Source organism: Streptomyces sp. NBC_00271 (assembly GCF_036178845.1).
Lineage (GTDB): Bacteria > Actinomycetota > Actinomycetes > Streptomycetales > Streptomycetaceae > Streptomyces.
On the sequence record NZ_CP108070.1, the window covers coordinates 6,351,014 to 6,368,622 of the forward strand.

19 protein-coding genes are annotated in these 17,609 nt (G+C 70.8%); 7 read left to right on the plus strand and 12 right to left on the minus strand.

What is annotated here, in order from left to right:
- Window positions 1-112 precede the first annotated feature (112 nt).
- The 3 genes from OG798_RS29010 to OG798_RS29020 are packed head-to-tail and all read right to left on the minus strand — an operon-like array spanning window position 113 to window position 1,118.
- Complete coding sequence (locus OG798_RS29010) at window positions 113-301, minus strand: MerR family DNA-binding transcriptional regulator (RefSeq protein ID WP_095853479.1); 189 nt, start codon at window positions 299-301, stop codon at window positions 113-115.
- The gene (locus tag OG798_RS29015) at window positions 298-810 is read right to left on the minus strand and encodes a hypothetical protein (protein ID WP_095853478.1); all 513 of its coding nucleotides are present in this window, start codon (window positions 808-810) and stop codon (window positions 298-300) included. The genes OG798_RS29010 and OG798_RS29015 overlap by 4 nt, the downstream gene beginning before the upstream one ends.
- Window positions 807-1,118: a hypothetical protein gene (locus tag OG798_RS29020; RefSeq protein WP_328757917.1), complete on the minus strand. Its 312-nt coding sequence runs from the start codon at window positions 1,116-1,118 to the stop codon at window positions 807-809. Before OG798_RS29020 ends, OG798_RS29015 begins: the two co-directional genes overlap by 4 nt.
- 413 nt (window positions 1,119-1,531) lie before the next feature.
- Here OG798_RS29020 and OG798_RS29025 point away from each other — a divergent pair, with 413 nt between their 5' ends.
- Both OG798_RS29025 and OG798_RS29030 read left to right on the plus strand, forming a co-directional pair.
- On the plus strand, window positions 1,532-1,900 hold the full coding sequence (locus OG798_RS29025) for a helix-turn-helix domain-containing protein (protein WP_257017304.1): 369 nt from the start codon (window positions 1,532-1,534) through the stop codon (window positions 1,898-1,900).
- 28 nt (window positions 1,901-1,928) lie between these two features.
- Window positions 1,929-2,570, plus strand: coding sequence for a hypothetical protein (locus tag OG798_RS29030; protein WP_147474181.1), 642 nt, complete (start codon window positions 1,929-1,931; stop codon window positions 2,568-2,570).
- Here OG798_RS29030 and OG798_RS29035 read toward each other — a convergent pair.
- The gene (locus OG798_RS29035) at window positions 2,567-3,418 is read right to left on the minus strand and encodes a hypothetical protein (protein ID WP_147474180.1); all 852 of its coding nucleotides are present in this window, start codon (window positions 3,416-3,418) and stop codon (window positions 2,567-2,569) included. The two genes, OG798_RS29030 and OG798_RS29035, sit on opposite strands and share 4 nt — an antisense overlap.
- A 98-nt stretch (window positions 3,419-3,516) precedes the next feature.
- Here OG798_RS29035 and OG798_RS29040 point away from each other — a divergent pair, with 98 nt between their 5' ends.
- Entirely contained in the window at window positions 3,517-4,056 is a 540-nt protein-coding gene (locus tag OG798_RS29040; RefSeq protein ID WP_328757918.1) for a hypothetical protein, read from the plus strand.
- On the opposite strand, the gene OG798_RS29045 is transcribed toward OG798_RS29040, so the two are convergent.
- The 4 genes from OG798_RS29045 to OG798_RS29060 form a co-directional block, all read right to left on the minus strand.
- Complete coding sequence (locus tag OG798_RS29045; protein WP_328757919.1) at window positions 4,034-4,432, minus strand: DUF397 domain-containing protein; 399 nt, start codon at window positions 4,430-4,432, stop codon at window positions 4,034-4,036. The two genes, OG798_RS29040 and OG798_RS29045, sit on opposite strands and share 23 nt — an antisense overlap.
- A gap of 187 nt (window positions 4,433-4,619) precedes the next feature.
- Window positions 4,620-5,474: a transglutaminase family protein gene (locus OG798_RS29050; protein WP_179436490.1), complete on the minus strand. Its 855-nt coding sequence runs from the start codon at window positions 5,472-5,474 to the stop codon at window positions 4,620-4,622.
- A 5-nt stretch (window positions 5,475-5,479) separates the two neighbouring features.
- Entirely contained in the window at window positions 5,480-6,412 is a 933-nt protein-coding gene (locus tag OG798_RS29055; protein WP_328757920.1) for an alpha-E domain-containing protein, read from the minus strand.
- On the minus strand, window positions 6,409-7,998 hold the full coding sequence (locus OG798_RS29060; protein ID WP_095853473.1) for a circularly permuted type 2 ATP-grasp protein: 1,590 nt from the start codon (window positions 7,996-7,998) through the stop codon (window positions 6,409-6,411). Before OG798_RS29060 ends, OG798_RS29055 begins: the two co-directional genes overlap by 4 nt.
- Window positions 7,999-8,358: 360 nt before the next feature.
- On the opposite strand from OG798_RS29060, the gene OG798_RS29065 reads away from it, so the two are divergent.
- Window positions 8,359-9,423 carry a helix-turn-helix transcriptional regulator gene (locus OG798_RS29065; protein WP_095853472.1) on the plus strand — a complete coding sequence of 355 codons (1,065 nt, stop codon included), beginning with the start codon at window positions 8,359-8,361 and terminating at the stop codon, window positions 9,421-9,423.
- On the opposite strand, the gene OG798_RS29070 is transcribed toward OG798_RS29065, so the two are convergent.
- Together OG798_RS29070 and OG798_RS29075 are read right to left on the minus strand one after the other, a co-directional pair.
- The gene (locus OG798_RS29070) at window positions 9,356-10,375 is read right to left on the minus strand and encodes a helix-turn-helix transcriptional regulator (protein WP_095853471.1); all 1,020 of its coding nucleotides are present in this window, start codon (window positions 10,373-10,375) and stop codon (window positions 9,356-9,358) included. The genes OG798_RS29065 and OG798_RS29070 overlap by 68 nt on opposite strands.
- A 23-nt stretch (window positions 10,376-10,398) precedes the next feature.
- Window positions 10,399-11,382 carry a helix-turn-helix transcriptional regulator gene (locus OG798_RS29075; RefSeq protein ID WP_095853470.1) on the minus strand — a complete coding sequence of 328 codons (984 nt, stop codon included), beginning with the start codon at window positions 11,380-11,382 and terminating at the stop codon, window positions 10,399-10,401.
- 345 nt (window positions 11,383-11,727) lie between these two features.
- Between OG798_RS29075 and OG798_RS29080 the strand changes: the two genes are divergently transcribed.
- A complete protein-coding gene (locus OG798_RS29080) occupies window positions 11,728-12,024 on the plus strand; it encodes a (2Fe-2S)-binding protein (protein ID WP_179436836.1) in 297 nt (98 codons plus the stop codon).
- A gap of 446 nt (window positions 12,025-12,470) precedes the next feature.
- Here OG798_RS29080 and OG798_RS29085 read toward each other — a convergent pair whose 3' ends face one another.
- Window positions 12,471-12,884 carry a pyridoxamine 5'-phosphate oxidase family protein gene (locus OG798_RS29085; protein ID WP_183127242.1) on the minus strand — a complete coding sequence of 138 codons (414 nt, stop codon included), beginning with the start codon at window positions 12,882-12,884 and terminating at the stop codon, window positions 12,471-12,473.
- A 132-nt stretch (window positions 12,885-13,016) separates the two neighbouring features.
- Here OG798_RS29085 and clpB point away from each other — a divergent pair, with 132 nt between their 5' ends.
- Both clpB and OG798_RS29095 read left to right on the plus strand, forming a co-directional pair.
- On the plus strand, window positions 13,017-15,602 hold the full coding sequence (gene clpB, locus OG798_RS29090) for an ATP-dependent chaperone ClpB (protein WP_095853467.1): 2,586 nt from the start codon (window positions 13,017-13,019) through the stop codon (window positions 15,600-15,602).
- Window positions 15,603-15,776: 174 nt separating this feature from the next.
- Window positions 15,777-16,313 (plus strand): YbjN domain-containing protein, encoded by a 537-nt coding sequence (locus OG798_RS29095; protein ID WP_067374173.1) that lies wholly within the window; start codon window positions 15,777-15,779, stop codon window positions 16,311-16,313.
- A 15-nt stretch (window positions 16,314-16,328) separates the two neighbouring features.
- On the opposite strand, the gene OG798_RS29100 is transcribed toward OG798_RS29095, so the two are convergent.
- Window positions 16,329-17,528 carry a hypothetical protein gene (locus OG798_RS29100; RefSeq protein ID WP_328757921.1) on the minus strand — a complete coding sequence of 400 codons (1,200 nt, stop codon included), beginning with the start codon at window positions 17,526-17,528 and terminating at the stop codon, window positions 16,329-16,331.
- Between the last annotated feature and the right edge of the window lie 81 nt (window positions 17,529-17,609).

Genomic DNA, 17,609 nt, shown 5'->3' on the forward strand with positions numbered 1-17,609 from the left:
CGCGCACGGCCCGCAGCGCGCGCCGCCGGGGCGGAGCAACGGCGTGGACCACGAGGACCACGAGGGCCCCGCCGCAGCGCGCGGCGGGGCCCTTGAAGGTGGGGAGGCACGGTCAGCGGTCGGCGCCCGCCCGGTGCGTCGCGCGCTCCGCCGCGAACACGTCCTCCAGGCGATACAGCCGGCGTCGGCCCCGGGTGTCCGCCGGGCGCAGGTGGCCTCGCTGGACCCACTTGCGGATCGTGGCCGTGGAGACCCCGGCCTCGTCGGCCGCCAACTCGGTGGTGATCAGGGGGGAGTTCATGAGGCCTCCGGTTCGAGTACCTGTCCGCACACGGGATTGACGCAGCGCACCTCGGCGCGTTCCGGGAAGGCGCGGAGGGAGACGGAGTCGCAGGTGGGGCAGCGGCCCGGCAGCCGTACCAGTTGTTCGGGGTCGCCGAGCGCCCGTGCGCAGCGGGCGGCCATGCGCCGGCTCTCGTCCTCGACATGTGCGGCGAGGACGGAGTCCGCGGCGACGCGCTCCAGCAGGCCGGCGATCCGGCGCAGCCGCACCGGGACGGGGGCGGGCGGCACGGCCCGCAGCCCGAGCCGTTCCCGTACGGCCTCCTCCAGTTCGACCACGCCGTCGGTGATGTCCCGTACGGCGTCCGAGATGTGCAGCCGTACGGGCAGCGTCGTCCCCGCGACGGGCCCGCCCCCACGGCGCTCCCGCAGCCCCCCGTGGGCAGCGGGTGCCAACTCGTCGACGAGGTCGGGGAAGCGGCGGACGAGCGAGGCGATCCAGACGGCGCCGGGCAGTTCGCGGTTCATCGTGCGGCTCCCCCCGGTGCGCCCTGCGGCATCGCACGAGACACCTCGCGCCCGTTGCGCCACAGCCGTCCCCCGCTGACCCCGTCGAACCAGGTGTGAGCGGGATCGACGAGCGCCTCGCATGCGTGACGGATCAGGCACTGATTGCAGGCGCGCAATACCGGCTCCGCCTCGGAGGGGATGCGGGTGAACACGGAGTGTTCGGGAAGATCGGCGCAGGCTGCGGCGCGGCGCCAGTCCAGTTCTTCGCGTGCAGAGGGAAAGCGCCAGGTCGTGGCAGTGGCGGATGCGGTCGGCTGGTTGGGCACGTGCAACCCCTCCCCAGGTGTGGGAACATATGTTCGACAGTTGCGAACGCGCGATCAGAGTTGCATGGTGCGAGCGCGTGCGCAAGTGACTACGCTCCGGAGTCGCGCGCGACCGGAATCAGGGTCGGAGTCGGGGCCGGGGTCCGCTCGGGAGGTGTCAACAGCGCCTGTATCAGCCGCATATGCCGCGATGAGAGCGCCCGCGCAGGTGAGAACTTTACGAATGCGTGCGAGCGCGCACTCCCAGAGGTGCGCGCGCGCTCGGTACTCTTCCCTCGCGACGAGGGGAGAGCCACCACATGGGTGCAAGCTCGTGGGCCAACGCCTACAACGACCAGGGCCATCGCGCCGACAGTGGCCGAACGCCCAGGGCCGACGGCCTGGAGGAGTTCGCGGTCTGGATAGAAGGACTGATGCGCAGGCGTGGCTACGACATCGACAGCCCGCGGGGCGGTGGCAAGTCCAAGCTCGCCGACGACGCGGGGGTCCACCGGGCCGCGGTCAGTCGGCTGTTGCAGCGGCAAAGCATGCCGGATCTGGAGACGATGCGCCGGTTGGCGACGGTTCTGGCCGTTCCCTTGAGGGACATGTTGATCCGGTCCGGCCGACTGTCGGAGGACGATCTTCCGCTCGATCCGCGGATCGGCGAAACCTCCGGGGGCCCGGCTGCGTCACTCAGCCCGGCGGAGGCGGCACGGCTGCTCGGGGTGCCGTCGGAGCTGCAAGAACTTTTCGTGAAGGTGGTTGGCCAGTTCCTGCCGGAGGAACGCAGACGAGAGTGACGCTTCGGCGGGGGGATTCGGAGCAGCGGTGAAGAGGGGTGTGCAGGTGGGGCACGGGCACGAGGGGGGAGACCCGCAGGCGCGCGACCCGCGTGCGCGTGGTTCGCACGACTCGCACGCACGTGATCCACGTCCACCGGAGGAGGAGGCGGACGGACCGGCCGCCGCACCGGATCCGGACGCCGTGGCGTACACCGTGGGCGGCCTGCTGATCGAGCTGGGGGAGAAGATCCGGCGGGCCGGTACGGACGGCGTGCGCATCCTCACCGATGACGAGGTGCAGCGGGACCAGCTGGCCTGGTTCCGCGCAGGCTGGACCGAGCATGCCCGAGCGACGTCCCCCGACCGCTCCGACGGCGACCGGCCCGACGGCCCCGACCCCTCCAACGGCCCCGGCCAGCACCCGGACAGCGAGGGCTTCCCCGTGCCGCCGGCACGACTGCTCCGCTTCCCCGAGCGGCAGCCGGAGGACCACGACCACCAGGACGAGCGGCGCTCCCGCTCCACCGAAGGCCCCCAGGAACACCACAAGACCGAAGAGTTACGGCTGCCCGTGGTGGGCACGGGCGAGTCCCGCATACGCGACCTGATGCCGCACCGGCCGCGCCTCAGGCGATTACGGGAGGGCGAGGACGAGGACGACGGGGACGCGTCGCCGGACAGTCCCTAGAGCGCGGACAGCAGGACGATGAGGGAGGCGGGTGGGTACGCGGCGGTCACCGCTGTGACGGGCAGGCCCAGGAGCACGTACGCCAGGACGGAGAGCGTGCGTACGACGGGCCCGTCGCGCGTGGCCCTCCGCTTCGGGGCACAAGGGTCGTAGGTCACCTCGATCCGTTCCGGGTCAGTCGCCACGAGCCGGCCGCCTCCGCTGAACGTCCGCTCCTCGCCTGCCGCGTCGGTGAACGAGTACCTCTTGACGAGCACGTCGCCGACGTAGTCGCTGTCCTTGTAGACGGCGAGGACGGTGATACCGCGGCGGCGCAGCAGCCACCAGTCCACCGTGACCCGGTACACGATGTGCGTGAGCGCGCACCCGACGAGGAACGGTGCGTAGGAGGTGACCCAGAGGAGGACGAGCACCCACTCCCCGGTGGCCGCGGCGAGGGCAGTCCCCAGCGCGAACAGCGCGCCGAACGCCCATTGCACCCTCCGCTCGCGGGATGTCGTCCAGCGGTCCTTCCGTTCCGTCCGCGGTGGCACGGGCACGGTGGTCACCAACGTCGCCCCGTCCGTACGCGGTTCAACGGCGTCCCGGACGGGCAGCGCGGCGTTGACCGCGTCGGCGAACGCGGTCGCGGCGGTGGCACTCGGTGGGCTCAGCGTGTGGACGACGGGGGTGGCGCCGGCGGAGGTCAGGACGATCTCGATGACGCGCCGCCTCGATCCTCCGCCTGTACGGACGGTCTCGATCGCGGCGAGGGGGATGCGCAGTCGGTTCCCTCTCCGGTCCAACAGCACGGCGTCCCGCTCGAAGAGGGCCGTGGTACGGCGGGCGCGCAACACCAGTTCCGTCACGAGGAGCAACATAGGGCACCTGTACGCGTGTTCGACAGTCCCGACTCTCACGTCCCTGCTGAACCATTCCGGGCCCGTCGGTGTCTCAGAGGGGGACCGTGTTTGTCGTACTTGTTGTGCTCGTCGTGCTGGAGGCGTCCGTGGCCATGATCGGCCTGTTCTGGTTCACCAAGGAGAGCGTGTATGTGGGCGCCGAACCCGAGGGGTACGGGCGCGGGGTGCGGCTCACCCCCGAGGGGCTTGAGGCCGTGGGTACGGGCCAGGAGGGGTTCTGGTCCTGGGCGGACGTCCGCGCGGTCACCGTCCACGACGTGCGGGTGCGCTCCAGTACCCGGTGGCTGGTGAACAACGTGATGGACACGGTCTTCGACATGGCGACGGGGGGCGGTGAGGCACCGCCCGCGTTCGAACTCCACATACGGACGGACGAGGAGAAGGCCGAGCTGACGGTGTACACCGCGGCCGTCGGGGGCTACGTCCAGTCCGAGTACGAGCTGTCGGTGGCATTGCTGAACCGGTTCGTGGACGGTACGGCGGACGTGGGGCGGCTGCTGGAGTGGGGGAGCGTCGACGGCGACGGCGTGACGCCCTGGCGGGCCGCCCGCGAGGCCCTGCTCACGAGCTGGGCCGCGGCCTGAGGTGCTGGAGAAGGGCGGAGAGCCCCACCGGGGTGGTGGCGAGTACGGTGCGGGGTTCGTCGCTCTCGCGTAGGCGGATCGTTCCGTCGGGGGCGGTGGCGACGTTTACGCACTCGCCCTGCGGGCCGCTGAACGTCGACTTCTGCCGGTCGAGTTCGGACTGCCATCGCGGGCGTACGACAGGAGCCGCCCCCCATGGAAGCTGCCCGCAGGCGCCCCACCGGCCTGCCCAACTCGCCCACGGCTTCAGCCTCTTCGCTCCCGCCGACGCCACCGCTCCCCAGGTCTGCCGGGACTTCGTACGCGCCGTGCTCCGCACCCTCGACCGCGCGCCCCTCGTGCTGCCCGCGATCCTGTGCACCTCGGAACTCGTCACCAACGTCCACCTGCACACCAAGGGCACGACCATGCTCCGCGTCCAGCTCACCCCGGCCCGTCTGCGGGTCGGCGTGTACGACGAGACCCCCCGCGCACGCCGGAGGACACGGAACCCTGGGGTGATGAGGACGACCTCGGGGAGACGATCACCGGGCCCAAGCGGAGCTGAGCCCGCCGCGTCGTCCTCACGCCACCCGCGTGAACTCCACCGTCACCTCCGGCGGGCCCCCGGCCACGCCCCGGTAGATCCCCTTGTGCGGGGTGACGTCGTCGTAGTCGCGGCCGCGGCCGACCACGACGTGGGACTCGTCGGCCCGGGTGCTGTTGGTGGGGTCGTAGCCGGCCCAGTCGCCGGCCCAGTACTCGATCCAGGCGTGGCTCTGGCCGGCGACGGGGCGGTGGAGTTCGGCCTCGCGTTCGGGGTGGAGGTAGCCCGAGACATAGCGGGTGGGCAGGCCCAGGCCGCGCAGGAGGGCCGCCGTCAGGTGGGCGATGTCCTGGCAGACGCCCGCGCCCTGCGCCCAGGCCTCCATGGCGCCGGTGTTCACGCCGGTGGCGCCGGGGAGGTACGCGACCTGGTCGGTGACCATGGCCGAGACCGCGACCGCCGTCTCGTGGGGGTCCAGGCCCGTCGACGCCGACCTCGCCCGCTCCACCAACTCCCGCGTCACTGTCGTACGGCCGGTCGGGGACGCGTACTCCAGGAGGCGGGAGTTCGCCGTTGCTCTCGCGACCTCCGCCCAGGTCGGCGCGGGGGCCGGCGGGCCCGGTGGGGCCGTTTCCACCAGGCTCGACGCCGTGATGGTCAGGTCCTCGTGCGGTTCCATCAGGTCGAAGCCCGTGACCTGGGTGCCCCAGTAGTCCCAGTACGACCAGGTGGGCGTGGTCGGGTCGACCGTGACCCTGGCGTCCAGGGTCGTCTGCCCGGGAAGCGTCAGGGGGGTCATGCGGACCTCGTTGTGGGAGGAGACCGCGGCCTGCGCGTACGAGACGCGGGTGGTGTGCCGGATCCGCAGCCGGCGTGTCACGGGAGTGCTCATCGCGCTCACGCTCCTTCCTGGGCCCACTCGACGGGCCCCTGGTACGGGAAGAACCTCTCCGCCACCGCCTCCGCCGAGGCCGTGCACGCTTGTTGCAGGTCGCGCAGGAGCAAGGGGAGCTGTTCCTCCAGAGCCACCAGGTCCAGGTATTCCAGGCGGGTTCGCATACGGCCTATCGGGCGACGGGCCGGGTCCTGACGGGGGCGGCCGAGGGCGGCGAGGCACTCCTCGGCGGTGGTGAGCGCGTGCAGGGCGGACCGCGGGAAGTCCCGGTCAAGGAGGAGGAATTCGGCCACTCTCGGGGTGTCGCCGAAACCGCCGTACACCCGGGCATACGCCTCGTCCGCGCCGCTCGCGCTCAGCAGCGTCGGCCAGTCGGGGGCGTGGGCGGCGTCCAGCACGCGGACGGAGAGGAGCCGTACGGTCATGTCCACCCGCTCCAGGCTCCGGCCCAGCACCACGAAACGCCAGCTGTCGTCGCGGCTCATCGTGGAGTCGGCGAGGCCGAAGAAGAGGGCGGCCCGGCGGCGTACCAGCTCCAGGTACGCGTACGGGCCCGTACGGCGGGCCGCGAGGCGCTGGTCGGCCAGCGCGTGCCAGGTGGAGTTGAGGCACTCCCACATCTCGGAGGAGACGGCCTCGCGGGCGCTGCGGGCGTTGAGGCGGGCGGCTCCGAGCGCGCCCTCGATGGAGCAGGTGGAGCGGGCGTCGAAGGCGAGCTGGTCCAGGACCTGCTGCATGTCGACGCGTTCGGCGCCCGCGTCGACGCCGAGGATGGCGTACAGGGAGCGGCAGGCCACGTCCTCGTCGCGCCAGGGGTCCTCCAGGAGGCGGTGGAGGTAGGCGTCGAGGATGCGGCTGGTGGCGTCCGCCCGCTCGACGTAACGGCCCGTCCAGGTCAGGGCCTCGGCTATGCGGGAGAGGATCACGTCGTTCACTGCTGCTGTGCCCCTTCCTGTACGACGCCACGGGCAGCGTCGGGTCCGAGCTGGCGCGGGACCACGTCCAACGCCGTGCCGCCGCCGTCGGGGTCCTCGCCGATGAGGGTCCCCCCTGTTCGGGCGAAGTCGAGAACCTGGGGGAGCTCGGCGGGGCCCTCCGCCAGCACCCAGGTGTCCTTGGAGCCGCCGCCCTGGCTGGAGTTGACGATGAGGTTGCCCTCCTGGAGGGCGACCCGGGTGAGGCCGCCGGGCAGCACCCAGACGTCCGTGCCGTCGTTGACGGCGAACGGGCGCAGGTCGATGTGGCGGGGCGCCATCCGGTCGCCCGCGAGGGTGGGCGAGGTGGAGAGCGCGACGGGCCGCTGCGCGATCCAGCCACGCGGGTCGGCGGCGACGGCCGCCCGGGTGCGCTCCAGGGTGTCCCGGTCGGCCTTGGGGCCGATGACGATGCCTTGGCCGCCCGCCCCGTCCACCGGCTTGATCACCAGCTGGTCGATCTGGTCGAGGACGGCGTCCAACTGGCCCGGTTCGTCCGGACGGTAGGACTCGACGTTCGGGAGAACGGGCTCCTCGCCGAGGTAGTACCGGATCAGATCCGGTACGTACGTGTAGAGGAGTTTGTCGTCGGCGATGCCGTTGCCCACGGCGTTGGCGAGCGTGACGGTGCCCGCCTGGGCGGCGCTGAGAATGCCCGGGCAGCCGATCACCGAATCGGGCCGGAAGTGCAGCGGATCGAGGAAGTCGTCGTCGAGCCGCCGGTATACGACATGCACCGGCATCTCGCCCCGCGTGGTCCGCATCCAGACACGGTTGTTGCGGCAGGCGAGATCGTGCCCCTCGACCAGCTGCACCCCCATCAGCCGGGCCAGCAGGGCGTGTTCGAAGTAGGCGGCGTTGCTGGGGCCGGGGGTGAGGACGACGACCCTCGGGTCGCCGACCCCGTCGGGCGCGGCGGCGCGCAGGGCCGCCAGAAGTCTCTGCGCGTAGCCGTCCACGGGTACGACGTGCTGTTCGGCGAAGAGGGACGGAAAGATCCTGGTCATCGCGCGCCGGTTCTCGATGACGTACGAGACCCCGGACGGCACGCGGACGTTGTCCTCCAGGACCCGGAAGTCCCCGGCCTCGTCCCGTACGAGATCGATGCCTGCGACGTGGATCCGTACGCCGCCCGGTGGCTCGATCCCGTGCGCCGCCCGGTGGAAGTGGGGGGAGTTGAGCAGGAGACGCCAGGGCACGACCCCGTCCTCGAAGGCGCGGCAGGGCCCGTAGGCGTCGGAGAGGTAGGCCTCCAGGGCCCTCACCCGTTGGGAGACCCCCCGTTGGACGAGGTCCCATTCGAGGGCGTCGAGGATCCTGGGGACCACGTCCAGCGGCCAGGGGCGCTCCTCGCCAGCGAAGGCGTAGGTCACGCCCCGGTCGGTGAACGCGCGGGCCATCTGGTCCGCCCGGAAGCGCAGTTCACCCGGCTCGATCGGCTGCAGGGCGGCCAGTACCGGCTCATAGGCGGCCCTGACTTCACCCGGCCGCTCAAACATCTCGTCCCACGCATCGGCCAACGCGTACGCGTCAAATATGTCCGCCATGGCCCGACGGTAGGTGCGGTACGTGACGTACTGATCACTCGACGATTTCCGGCAGTTCACGCGATCCGGACGTGGGTCGGGGAGCCCTGGCCGGACGGGGGTGTCCGGCCAGGGCGGGCCAGGACGCCGTGTCGCCCTGGGGGAAGCGGGTCCACGATGGCACCGGGTCGCGTACCCCGACCACCGTCATCTTGTTGCAGAGTGCCGTGCGGAGGTGGGGATATTTCCGTACGTACAGGGGCGAGAGGGGGCGCGTGAAGGGCGCAGCCGTGTTGCGATGGCGGTCGGGTCCGCGCATAGTTGCGCTGCGGACGGCGCGGAGGCGTCGCATCGCGAGGATGCTGGAGCCAGGGGTGGAAGATGGCCGGGCACAGGAGGGACAGGCATCCGCACGGCGCTGACCGACTGTGCGAGGCCGGGGACCGGGTGTACTCCCGGGCCGTGCGGCGCGGACGCGTGCCGCGCGAGGACGCCGAGACGGTGCCCTGTCTTGTCGAGTTGGCGCTGCTGCATCCGGACCCCGACGACATGGGGTGGCTGGTGCCGACCTCGCCGCAGGAGGTCATGACACGGCTGCTGCGCGGGGTGTACGAGGAGGTCAGCGCGAGCCAGACGCGGGTGGGCGACGCGGTGGCCGCGTTCGAGTGGTACGCCGGTCTGGGCGGACGCGTCCAGGCGCCCACGGAGGGCGTGGCGATCCGCGTGCTCGACGGACTGCCCCGGATCCGGGCCGCGATGGACGAGGCGACCGAGGCGTGCGCGACCGAGGTGCTCACCGTGCAGCCCGGCGGCATCCGCCGCGAGGACGAACTCTCCGAGGGACTGCACCGGGCGCTGGAGATGCGCCGGCGGGGCGTGCGCATGCGCGACCTCTACACGCACGTGGCCCGGCACGGCCAGGGCCTGCACAACTACATGGAGCTGATGGGCGACGCGGCGGAGGCCCGCACCCTCGACGAAGTCGTCGAGCGCCTCATCCTCTTCGACCGCAAGGTGGCCTTCATCCCGGCGAACGCGGACCGCACGATCGCCCTGGAACTGCGCCACCCCGCCCTCGTCGACTACCTGGTCACGGTCTTCGAGCGGCTGTGGCGCCTCGCGATCCCTCTCGCCGCGCCGCTCCCGGAGACCGGCATCGAGGGCATCACCCACCGCGAGCGGTCCATCGCGGCGCTGCTCGCGGAGGGACACCAGGACGCGGTGGTCGCGGAGCGGCTGGGGATCAGCGTCCGTACCTGCCGGGCGCACATCGCACGCCTCTCGGAGACCCTGGGCGCGGCGAGTCGCACGCAGTTGGGGGTGCGGATCGCGCAGGCGGGGCTGGACGGGCCGCCGCGCTCCCCGGAACTGCAGACACTCACGGCTCCCGGCTCGGCTCCTGGTCCTGTTCCTGTTCCTGATCCAGAATCCCCGACCGGCCTATGAGATAGCCGAGTTGCGCCCGGCTCTCACTTCCCAGGGTCGCGGCGAGTTTGGCGATGTGGACGCGGGCGGTACGGACGTTCATGCCGAGGCGGTCGGCGATGGTGGAGTCGGTGTGGCCTTCTATGAGGAGGCCGGCGATGGCGCGCTGGCGCGGGGTGACGCCGTTCAGGGACGGGCGTTGGACGGCTTGGGGGTACATGGGGGTGGCCAGGCGCCAGAGGCGGTCGAAGGTGGTGACGAAGTAGTCGACGAGGGCGGGGTGGCGGACTTCCAGGGCGAGGGAGCCGTCCTTGTTGGCGGGGATGAAGGCGATGGTGGAGTCCACGACGATGAGCCGGTCGGTAACCTCGTCGAGCGAACGGGCCTCGGCGTCGCCTCGCAGCTGCTCATAGCGGGCGAGGAGGGACGGGGCGTGTCGGAGCGTGTGCTGGTAGAGGGTGCGGATGCGGCCTCCGCGGCTCAGCAGATCCTGGTCGCGGGTCAGGGAGCGGGCCTGCGCCACCGCGCTGCGTTGACCGGTGTGGCCCGTGTGGGGCTGGATGCACAGGAGTTCCCGGGTCGCTTCGGCCATGGCCTCGGTGATGGCCCGGTTGATCCGGTCCGAACCGCTGAGGACCCTGAGCGTCGGGGTGTCCGACGCGGACGACGTGTGCCGGCCGTCGATACGCATGAGGGGCTCGAACAGGGCGGCCAGCCGGGCCTCGCGCCGCCGCTCGTTCGCGATGCGGTCCTCGATGTCGCGCAGCAGCTGGTGGAGTGAGACGGCCGGGGCCGTGGGTTCCAGCCACTCCAGGTCCTCGATGCTCGGGTGGAGCAGGCCGAGGTCGATCAGGCAGGGGACGTCCCTGGCCTCATGGGTGCGTACGCCGCCGTTGCGTAACGCGCGTTCGTACAGGGTGCGGCCGGCCTCGCACACCTCGTCCACTCCGTGGCTGTGTGCCTCGGCTGTCATGGGTGGTGCACCTCCTCGCTCGTTCAGCGATCCTGGTCCAGGATCCCCGACTGTGCGATGAGGAAGCCGAGTTGGGCCCGGCTGCCGCTGCCGAGGGCGGTGGCCAGCTTGGCGATGTGGGCGCGGCAGGTGCGGACGTTCATGCCGAGGCGGCGGGCGATGGCCTCGTCGACGTGCCCCTCCACGAGGAGTTTGGCGATGGAGTGCTGGATCTCCGTGATGCCGTCGGGGGCCGTCTCGTAGGGGGCGCCGGCGCTCAGCGGGACGGACCGGCCCCACATGAACTCGAAGACCTTGATCAGGTAGCGGACGAGTCCCGGGTTGCGGAGTTCCAGGGCGACTTGCTGGTCGTCGCGGGTGGGGATGAAGGCGACGGTCTCGTCGCAGATGATCAGGCGCTCGACCAGCTCGTCGATGGTGCGGTACTCCACCTTGCCGTTCGAGAGCTGCTCCACGTAGGCCAGCCGCTCCAGGTCGTAGCGGACCGTGTGCTGATAGAGCGTCCGGATGCGCACCCCGCGCTCGGTCAGCGGCCGGTCGCGCTCCAGCCCCTGGAGGACGCTGCGTTCGGAGAACCGGTTGCTCGGCTGGACCGTGAGCATCTCGGTCTGGCACTGGGCCGTGGCCAGATTGAGCGCCGCGTTGATGCGGTCGCCGCCCTCCAGCACCGTGATCGAGTGCGTGGTCGCCGTCGTCTGCGTGCTGAGTGCCATGAACGGCTCGAAAGCATCGGACAGTTCGATTGACCAGCGCCTGCGCTCGGCTATCTCCTGCTCTAGGGGGTTGAGCCGTTGAGCCAGGGCGACTGCCGGAGGTACGGGTCGCAGCCAGTCCGGGTCATCGGGATCAGGGTGAAGAAGGGACAATTCCATCAGACAGGAAGCCGACTTTACGTCTTCGCGGGCGATACGTCCGGTGCGCAGGGCATGCGCATAAAGTCGGCCACCTTCCTCACACAGTTCGGTCACCGCATGGGGATGTGTCGCTTTAGTCCGATTCGTTGCCAAATCTCCACCCCCCAGGGTCCTGAACGTGCAGGAACATGATGCACCGATTGTGTGGCCATGACGTGCCCGAATGAGCCATCGTCGTATCCGACGGGGGAAGAGGGGACCTTCAAGTGAGGACGAAGCCGACTATGCGTAACAGAATGCTTCGCTCGGTGCTTGTCGCTGCCTTCTCTGCCGTTGTGGCCATCGGAGCTCTGAGTGGCCTATCCGGTACGAAGAGCGACATGCGAGCGGACAGCAAGTGGCCGGCGGTCGCCGTGTCCACCACGCCCGTGGGCACGGCAGAGGGAGCTGGAGGCTGACGTGACCACTCCACCCGACGACCGCTCCTTCCGTCGAGAAATGGCCACCGCCTACCGCTCTGGATGGCACTTCATCGACCTGGCCACCGCCATTCCCCACACTGGCGACTCGTTGATGGTGACGGTGTTCGGAGAGCCGGTAGTCGTCACCCGGGACGACGACGAGGACGTCCGGGCGTACCGGTGTCTGCGGCGCCCGCGCGGCGCGCCGCAGCCCGTGCGATGTGCCATTCGGTACGGAATGATCTTTGTGAACCTCGACCAGCGTGACCACCAGCTGGCCGAGCCGGAAGTCCCGGACGTAAGGACCATCTCAGCCACCCCCCGCAGTGCCTGACGCGATTCCCCCGTCGTAGTAGATCGCGCAGGTACTTCCCCCCGCAGCGGCGTCACCGTGACCTGAACACGGTGACGCCGCTGCAGTTTTGGGCGAAAGATCCAGGTATCCGCCCATCTTCATGCCATCTCCACAACGGCTGAAATCAGCCGGGTCTCGTGCCCGGACCGGTCCGCCGGGGTCCCGTGCCCGAGGTCGGTTGCCGGATTCCGCGCCCGGGGCGGTCAGCTGGGTCTCGTGCCGGGGACCGGTCAGCCGAACCCCCGTGCCCGGGGCCGGTCAGCCGAACTCCCTCGCCCGGGGCCGGTCGGCCGGGTCTCGCGCCTGGGATCGGTCAGTCGAACTCCCTCGCCCGGGATCGGTCGGCCGAACCCCCGCGCTCGTGGCCGTGCCGGCCGCCCCCCCATGCCAGGGGTCGGTCGGCCGGGTCCCGTGTCCCGGGCCGGTCAGCCGTGTCCCATTGCTGAGGTCAGGGTGATTTCGATCGCCACCCGGTCGGGGTTCGGCGACGGCACCCTCCCGTACCGCTCCGCGTACCGCCGCTCCGCCTCCGCGACATGCGCGGGGTCCGTGGCGATCCTCGCGCGCCCCTCCAGCGTCGCCCACCGGCGCCCGTCCACCTGGCAGACCGATACGCGCGCCCCCTGCGCCCCCGCGGCCAGTACGTGCCCCACCTTCGCGCTGGACTTGTTGGTGATCACCCGAGCCAGGCCCGCCTCGGGGTCGTATGTAACCCCGACGGGTACGACGTGCGGGCTGCCGTCCGCCCGGAGGGTGGTGAGGGTGCACAGATGGCGTTCCCGCCAGAAGGTGAGGTAGGCGGGGTCGGGATCGTGGGGGTCCACCGGGTATGCGCTCATGGTCGGAAATGTACCCCGACCCGTGCACGCCATGGCTTCCCCGGCCGTCCTTGAGTGGAATAGACTCAACTTTGTGTACGTTGGGCGAGTCAGTCCGTACATCAGGGTCGTATTGAGGAGGAGAACGCGAACGTGGACGCCGAGCTGACCAACAGGAGCCGGGACGCGATCAACGCGGCCACCAGCCGGGCCGTGTCCGAGGGGCACCCCGACCTCACCCCTGCCCACCTGCTGCTCGCGCTGCTCGGTGGTCAGGAGAACGAGAACATCACCGACCTGCTGGCCGCGGTCGACGCCGACCAGGCCGCCGTACGGGCCGCGACCGAGCGCGTCCTCGCCGGCCTGCCCAGCGTGACCGGATCCACCGTCGCGCCCCCGCAGCCCAACCGCGACCTGCTCGCCGTCATCGCCGAGGCGGCCGACAAGGCCAAGGAGCTCGGGGACGAGTACCTCTCCACCGAGCACCTCCTCATCGGGATCGCCGCGAAGGGCGGCCCGAGCGGCGACGTACTCTCCCAGCAGGGCGCCAGTGCGAAGAAGCTGCTTGAGGCGTTCCAGAAGAGCAGGGGAGGACGCCGGGTGACGACCCCGGATCCCGAGGGCCAGTACAAGGCGCTCGAAAAGTTCGGTACGGACTTCACCGCCGCCGCGCGCGAGGGGAAGCTCGACCCGGTCATCGGCCGGGACCAGGAGATCCGCCGGGTCGTGCAGGTGCTGTCCCGGCGCACCAAGAACAACCCCGTCCTCATCGGTGAGCCCGGCGTCGGCAAGACCGCCGTCGTGGAGGGGCTCGCCCAGCGGATCGTGAAGGGCGACGTGCCCGAGTCGCTCAAGAACAAGCGGCTCGTCTCGCTCGACCTCGGCGCCATGGTGGCCGGGGCGAAGTACCGGGGTGAGTTCGAGGAGCGGCTGAAGACCGTCCTCGCCGAGATCAAGGACTCCGACGGGCAGATCATCACCTTCATCGACGAGCTGCACACGGTCGTCGGCGCGGGTGCGGGCGGCGACTCCGCCATGGACGCCGGCAACATGCTCAAGCCGATGCTCGCCCGCGGTGAGCTGCGGATGGTCGGTGCCACCACCCTCGACGAGTACCGCGAGCGGATCGAGAAGGACCCCGCCCTGGAGCGCCGCTTCCAGCAGGTCCTGGTCGCCGAGCCGTCCGTCGAGGACACCATCGCGATCCTGCGCGGACTCAAGGGCCGCTACGAGGCCCACCACAAGGTCGTGATCGCGGACAGCGCGCTGGTCGCCGCGGCCACCCTCTCCGACCGGTACATCACCTCCCGCTTCCTGCCCGACAAGGCCATCGACCTCGTCGACGAGGCCGCCTCCCGGCTGCGCATGGAGATCGACTCGTCCCCCGTCGAGATCGACGAACTCCAGCGCGCGGTGGACCGGCTGCGCATGGAGGAGCTGGCCCTCGACAAGGAGACCGACCCCGCCTCCCGGCAGCGTCTGGAGAAGCTGCGCCGCGACCTCGCCGACAAGGAGGAGGAGCTGCGGGGCCTGACCGCCCGCTGGGAGAAGGAGAAGCAGTCCCTCAACCGCGTCGGCGAGTTGAAGGAGAAGCTGGACGAGCTGCGCGGCCAGGCCGAGCGCGCCCAGCGCGACGGCGACTTCGACACAGCCTCCAAGCTGCTCTACGGCGAGATCCCCACCCTGGAGCGGGACTTGGAGGAGGCCTCCGAGGCGGAGGAGGAAGCCGCCAGGGACACCATGGTCAAGGAGGAGGTCGGCCCCGACGACATCGCGGACGTGGTCGGCTCCTGGACGGGCATCCCGGCCGGGCGCCTCCTGGAGGGCGAGACCCAGAAGCTCCTGCGCATGGAGGAGGAGCTGGGCCGCCGTCTCATCGGCCAGAGCGAGGCCGTCCAGGCCGTGTCCGACGCCGTACGCCGCACCCGCGCCGGCATCGCCGACCCGGACCGGCCCACCGGATCCTTCCTCTTCCTCGGCCCGACCGGCGTCGGCAAGACCGAACTCGCCAAGGCCCTCGCCGACTTCCTCTTCGACGACGAGCGGGCCATGATCCGCATCGACATGAGCGAGTACGGCGAGAAGCACAGCGTCGCCCGGCTGGTCGGCGCCCCTCCCGGTTACATCGGCTACGAGGAGGGCGGCCAGCTCACGGAGGCCGTGCGCCGGCGCCCGTACAGCGTCGTCCTGCTGGACGAGGTCGAGAAGGCGCACCCCGAGGTCTTCGACATCCTCCTCCAGGTGCTGGACGACGGACGGCTCACCGACGGACAGGGCCGCACGGTCGACTTCCGCAACACCATCCTCGTCCTGACCTCGAACCTGGGCAGCCAGTTCCTGGTCGAGCCGCTGACCTCCGAGGAGGAGAAGAAGCAGCAGGTCCTGGAGGTCGTGAGGGCCTCCTTCAAGCCAGAATTCCTCAACCGCCTCGACGACCTCGTGGTGTTCTCGGCCCTCAACAGGGAGGAGCTGGAGCGCATCGCCGGGCTCCAGATCGGCCGCCTCGCCAAGCGGCTGGCCGAGCGCCGGCTCACCCTGGAGGTCACCGACGCGGCCCTGGCCTGGCTCGCGGACGAGGGCAACGATCCGGCGTACGGGGCCCGGCCGCTGCGCCGCCTCGTCCAGACCGCGATCGGCGACCGGCTGGCCAAGGAGATCCTGGCGGGCGAGGTCAAGGACGGCGACACGGTCCGGGTGGACGCCTTCGGGGACGGCCTGATCGTGGGGGTCGCGCAGTAGCCCGGACGGGCTGATTCTCAGCGGTCGACGGCGCCGGTCCCGGCGGCGCCGTCGTCACTGGCCGCAGCGGATACACACTCCCGGTGGTGGTGTCCGTGCCTTTGCCTGTGGGGGTTGCCACTGACCGCCCGTGATGGGGGAGGATGGCAGCATCCGTACGAAGGGAAATACACGGTGAGCATCGACCCGTCCTCGATTCCGAATTTCGGGGGCCAGCCCGAGCCGCAGCCCGGCGGACCGGCGGGCCCCGTCGTCCCGGATCAGGACCTCGTGAAGCAGCTCCTGGATCAGATGGAGCTGAAGTACGTCGTCGACGACGAGGGTGACCTCGCGGCGCCGTGGGAGGAGTTCCGTACGTACTTCATGTTCCGCGGCGAGGGGGACCAGCAGGTCTTCTCGGTGCGGACGTTCTACGACCGGCCGCACCAGATCGACGAGAAGCCGACTCTGCTGGAGTCCATCGACGACTGGAACCGCCGCACGCTGTGGCCGAAGGTCTACAGCCACACGCACGACGACGGCACGGTCCGCCTGATCGGCGAGGCACAGATGCTGATCGGCACCGGCGTCGCCCTCGAGCACTTCGTGTCGTCGACGGTCAGCTGGGTGCGGGCCGCCATCGAGTTCGACAAGTGGCTCGTCGAGCAGCTCGGCCTCGAGCAGGAAGTCAACGAGGCGGAGGAGAAGCCCGAGGACGACGACGAGGAGTAGTCCTCCCACCAGGTTTTACAACGGCGTGTGTGCGATGACGACCAGATACGCGCCGTAGGCGAACGAGAGCCCGGCCAGGGCGCCGACCACCAGGACGGCGTGCCAGGGCCGGGCTCTTGCCGTGCGGACCAGCGCCCGTGCCAGCGGCAGCAGCAGCGGGAACGCGGGCAGCAGGAAGCGCGGCTTGCACTCGAAGAACCCGGAGCCGCCGAGCGCGATCAGCAGCAGTACCCCGCTGTGCACGAGCAGGGGCAGCGGGGCACGGTCCGCGATCAGCAGCGCGTACAGCAGCACGGCCGCCGCCACGACCACCATCGTCATCGGGAACACGAAACGGTCGCCGTGCGTCAGCAGATGCCGGACGAAGCGCAGTGAGCCGACGCCGAAGTCGAAGCGCGAGCCCCACAGCCGCTGCACCTCGAAATAGCCGCCGAACGGATCTCCCTCGCGCCGGCCCACCCACAGCACGTAGCCGCCCCAGCCGACCGGCGCGAGCGCGGCGCCCGTCCACAGCCTGTGGGAAACCCGTCCGCGCCGCCGCCAGACCTCGCACGCCGCCGCGGCCAGCACCGCCGCGGCCACCGCGAGCCCGTTCGGCCGCGACACGCCCGCGAGCGCGGCCAGCGTGCCCGCCCACAGCCAGCGCTCGGTGAGCACCGCGTACAGCGACCAGGCGGCGAAGGCGGTGAGGACGGGCTCGGTGTAGGCCAGGGACAGCACGATCGAGTGCGGGAGCAGGCCCCACAGCAGGACCAGCACGGTGGCGACGGCGCGGCCGTGCAGCCGGGCCCCGATCGCGTAGATCCCGCAGGCGGCGACCGCGGCGGCGGTCCAGGCGACCAGCAGCCCCGCCGCGCCGCCGCTCAGCGCGGTCAGCGTCGTGAGGGCGCGGATCAGCCCCGGATACAGCGGGAAGAAGGCCAGATCGCTGTGGACGACGGTGGGCCTGAAGTACTGCGTGCGTCCGTAGCCGTGCGCCGCGATCCCCAGGTACCAGAGCGAGTCCCAGGACCGCCCGAGCAGGGCGAGGGGGCGCTTGCCGCCCGCCCAGGCGGTTCCGGCGAGCACGAGAACGCCGACGAGTCGCGCCGTCGCGAACAGCGCCAGCGCCTGCGCGAGAGGGGGCAGGCCGTGCGCGGGGCGCGCCGGACGGCCGTGCCCCCCGTCACCGGGCTTCGGGGCGGCGGGGGCCGGAAGGGTACTGGCGTGGGTCACACCCGAACTGTGCGTCCCTTGCGGGGTATTTGCGAGCTTTACACGCCTGGGCGAGTGCGGTTTCCCCCACTTCGGCGCGCC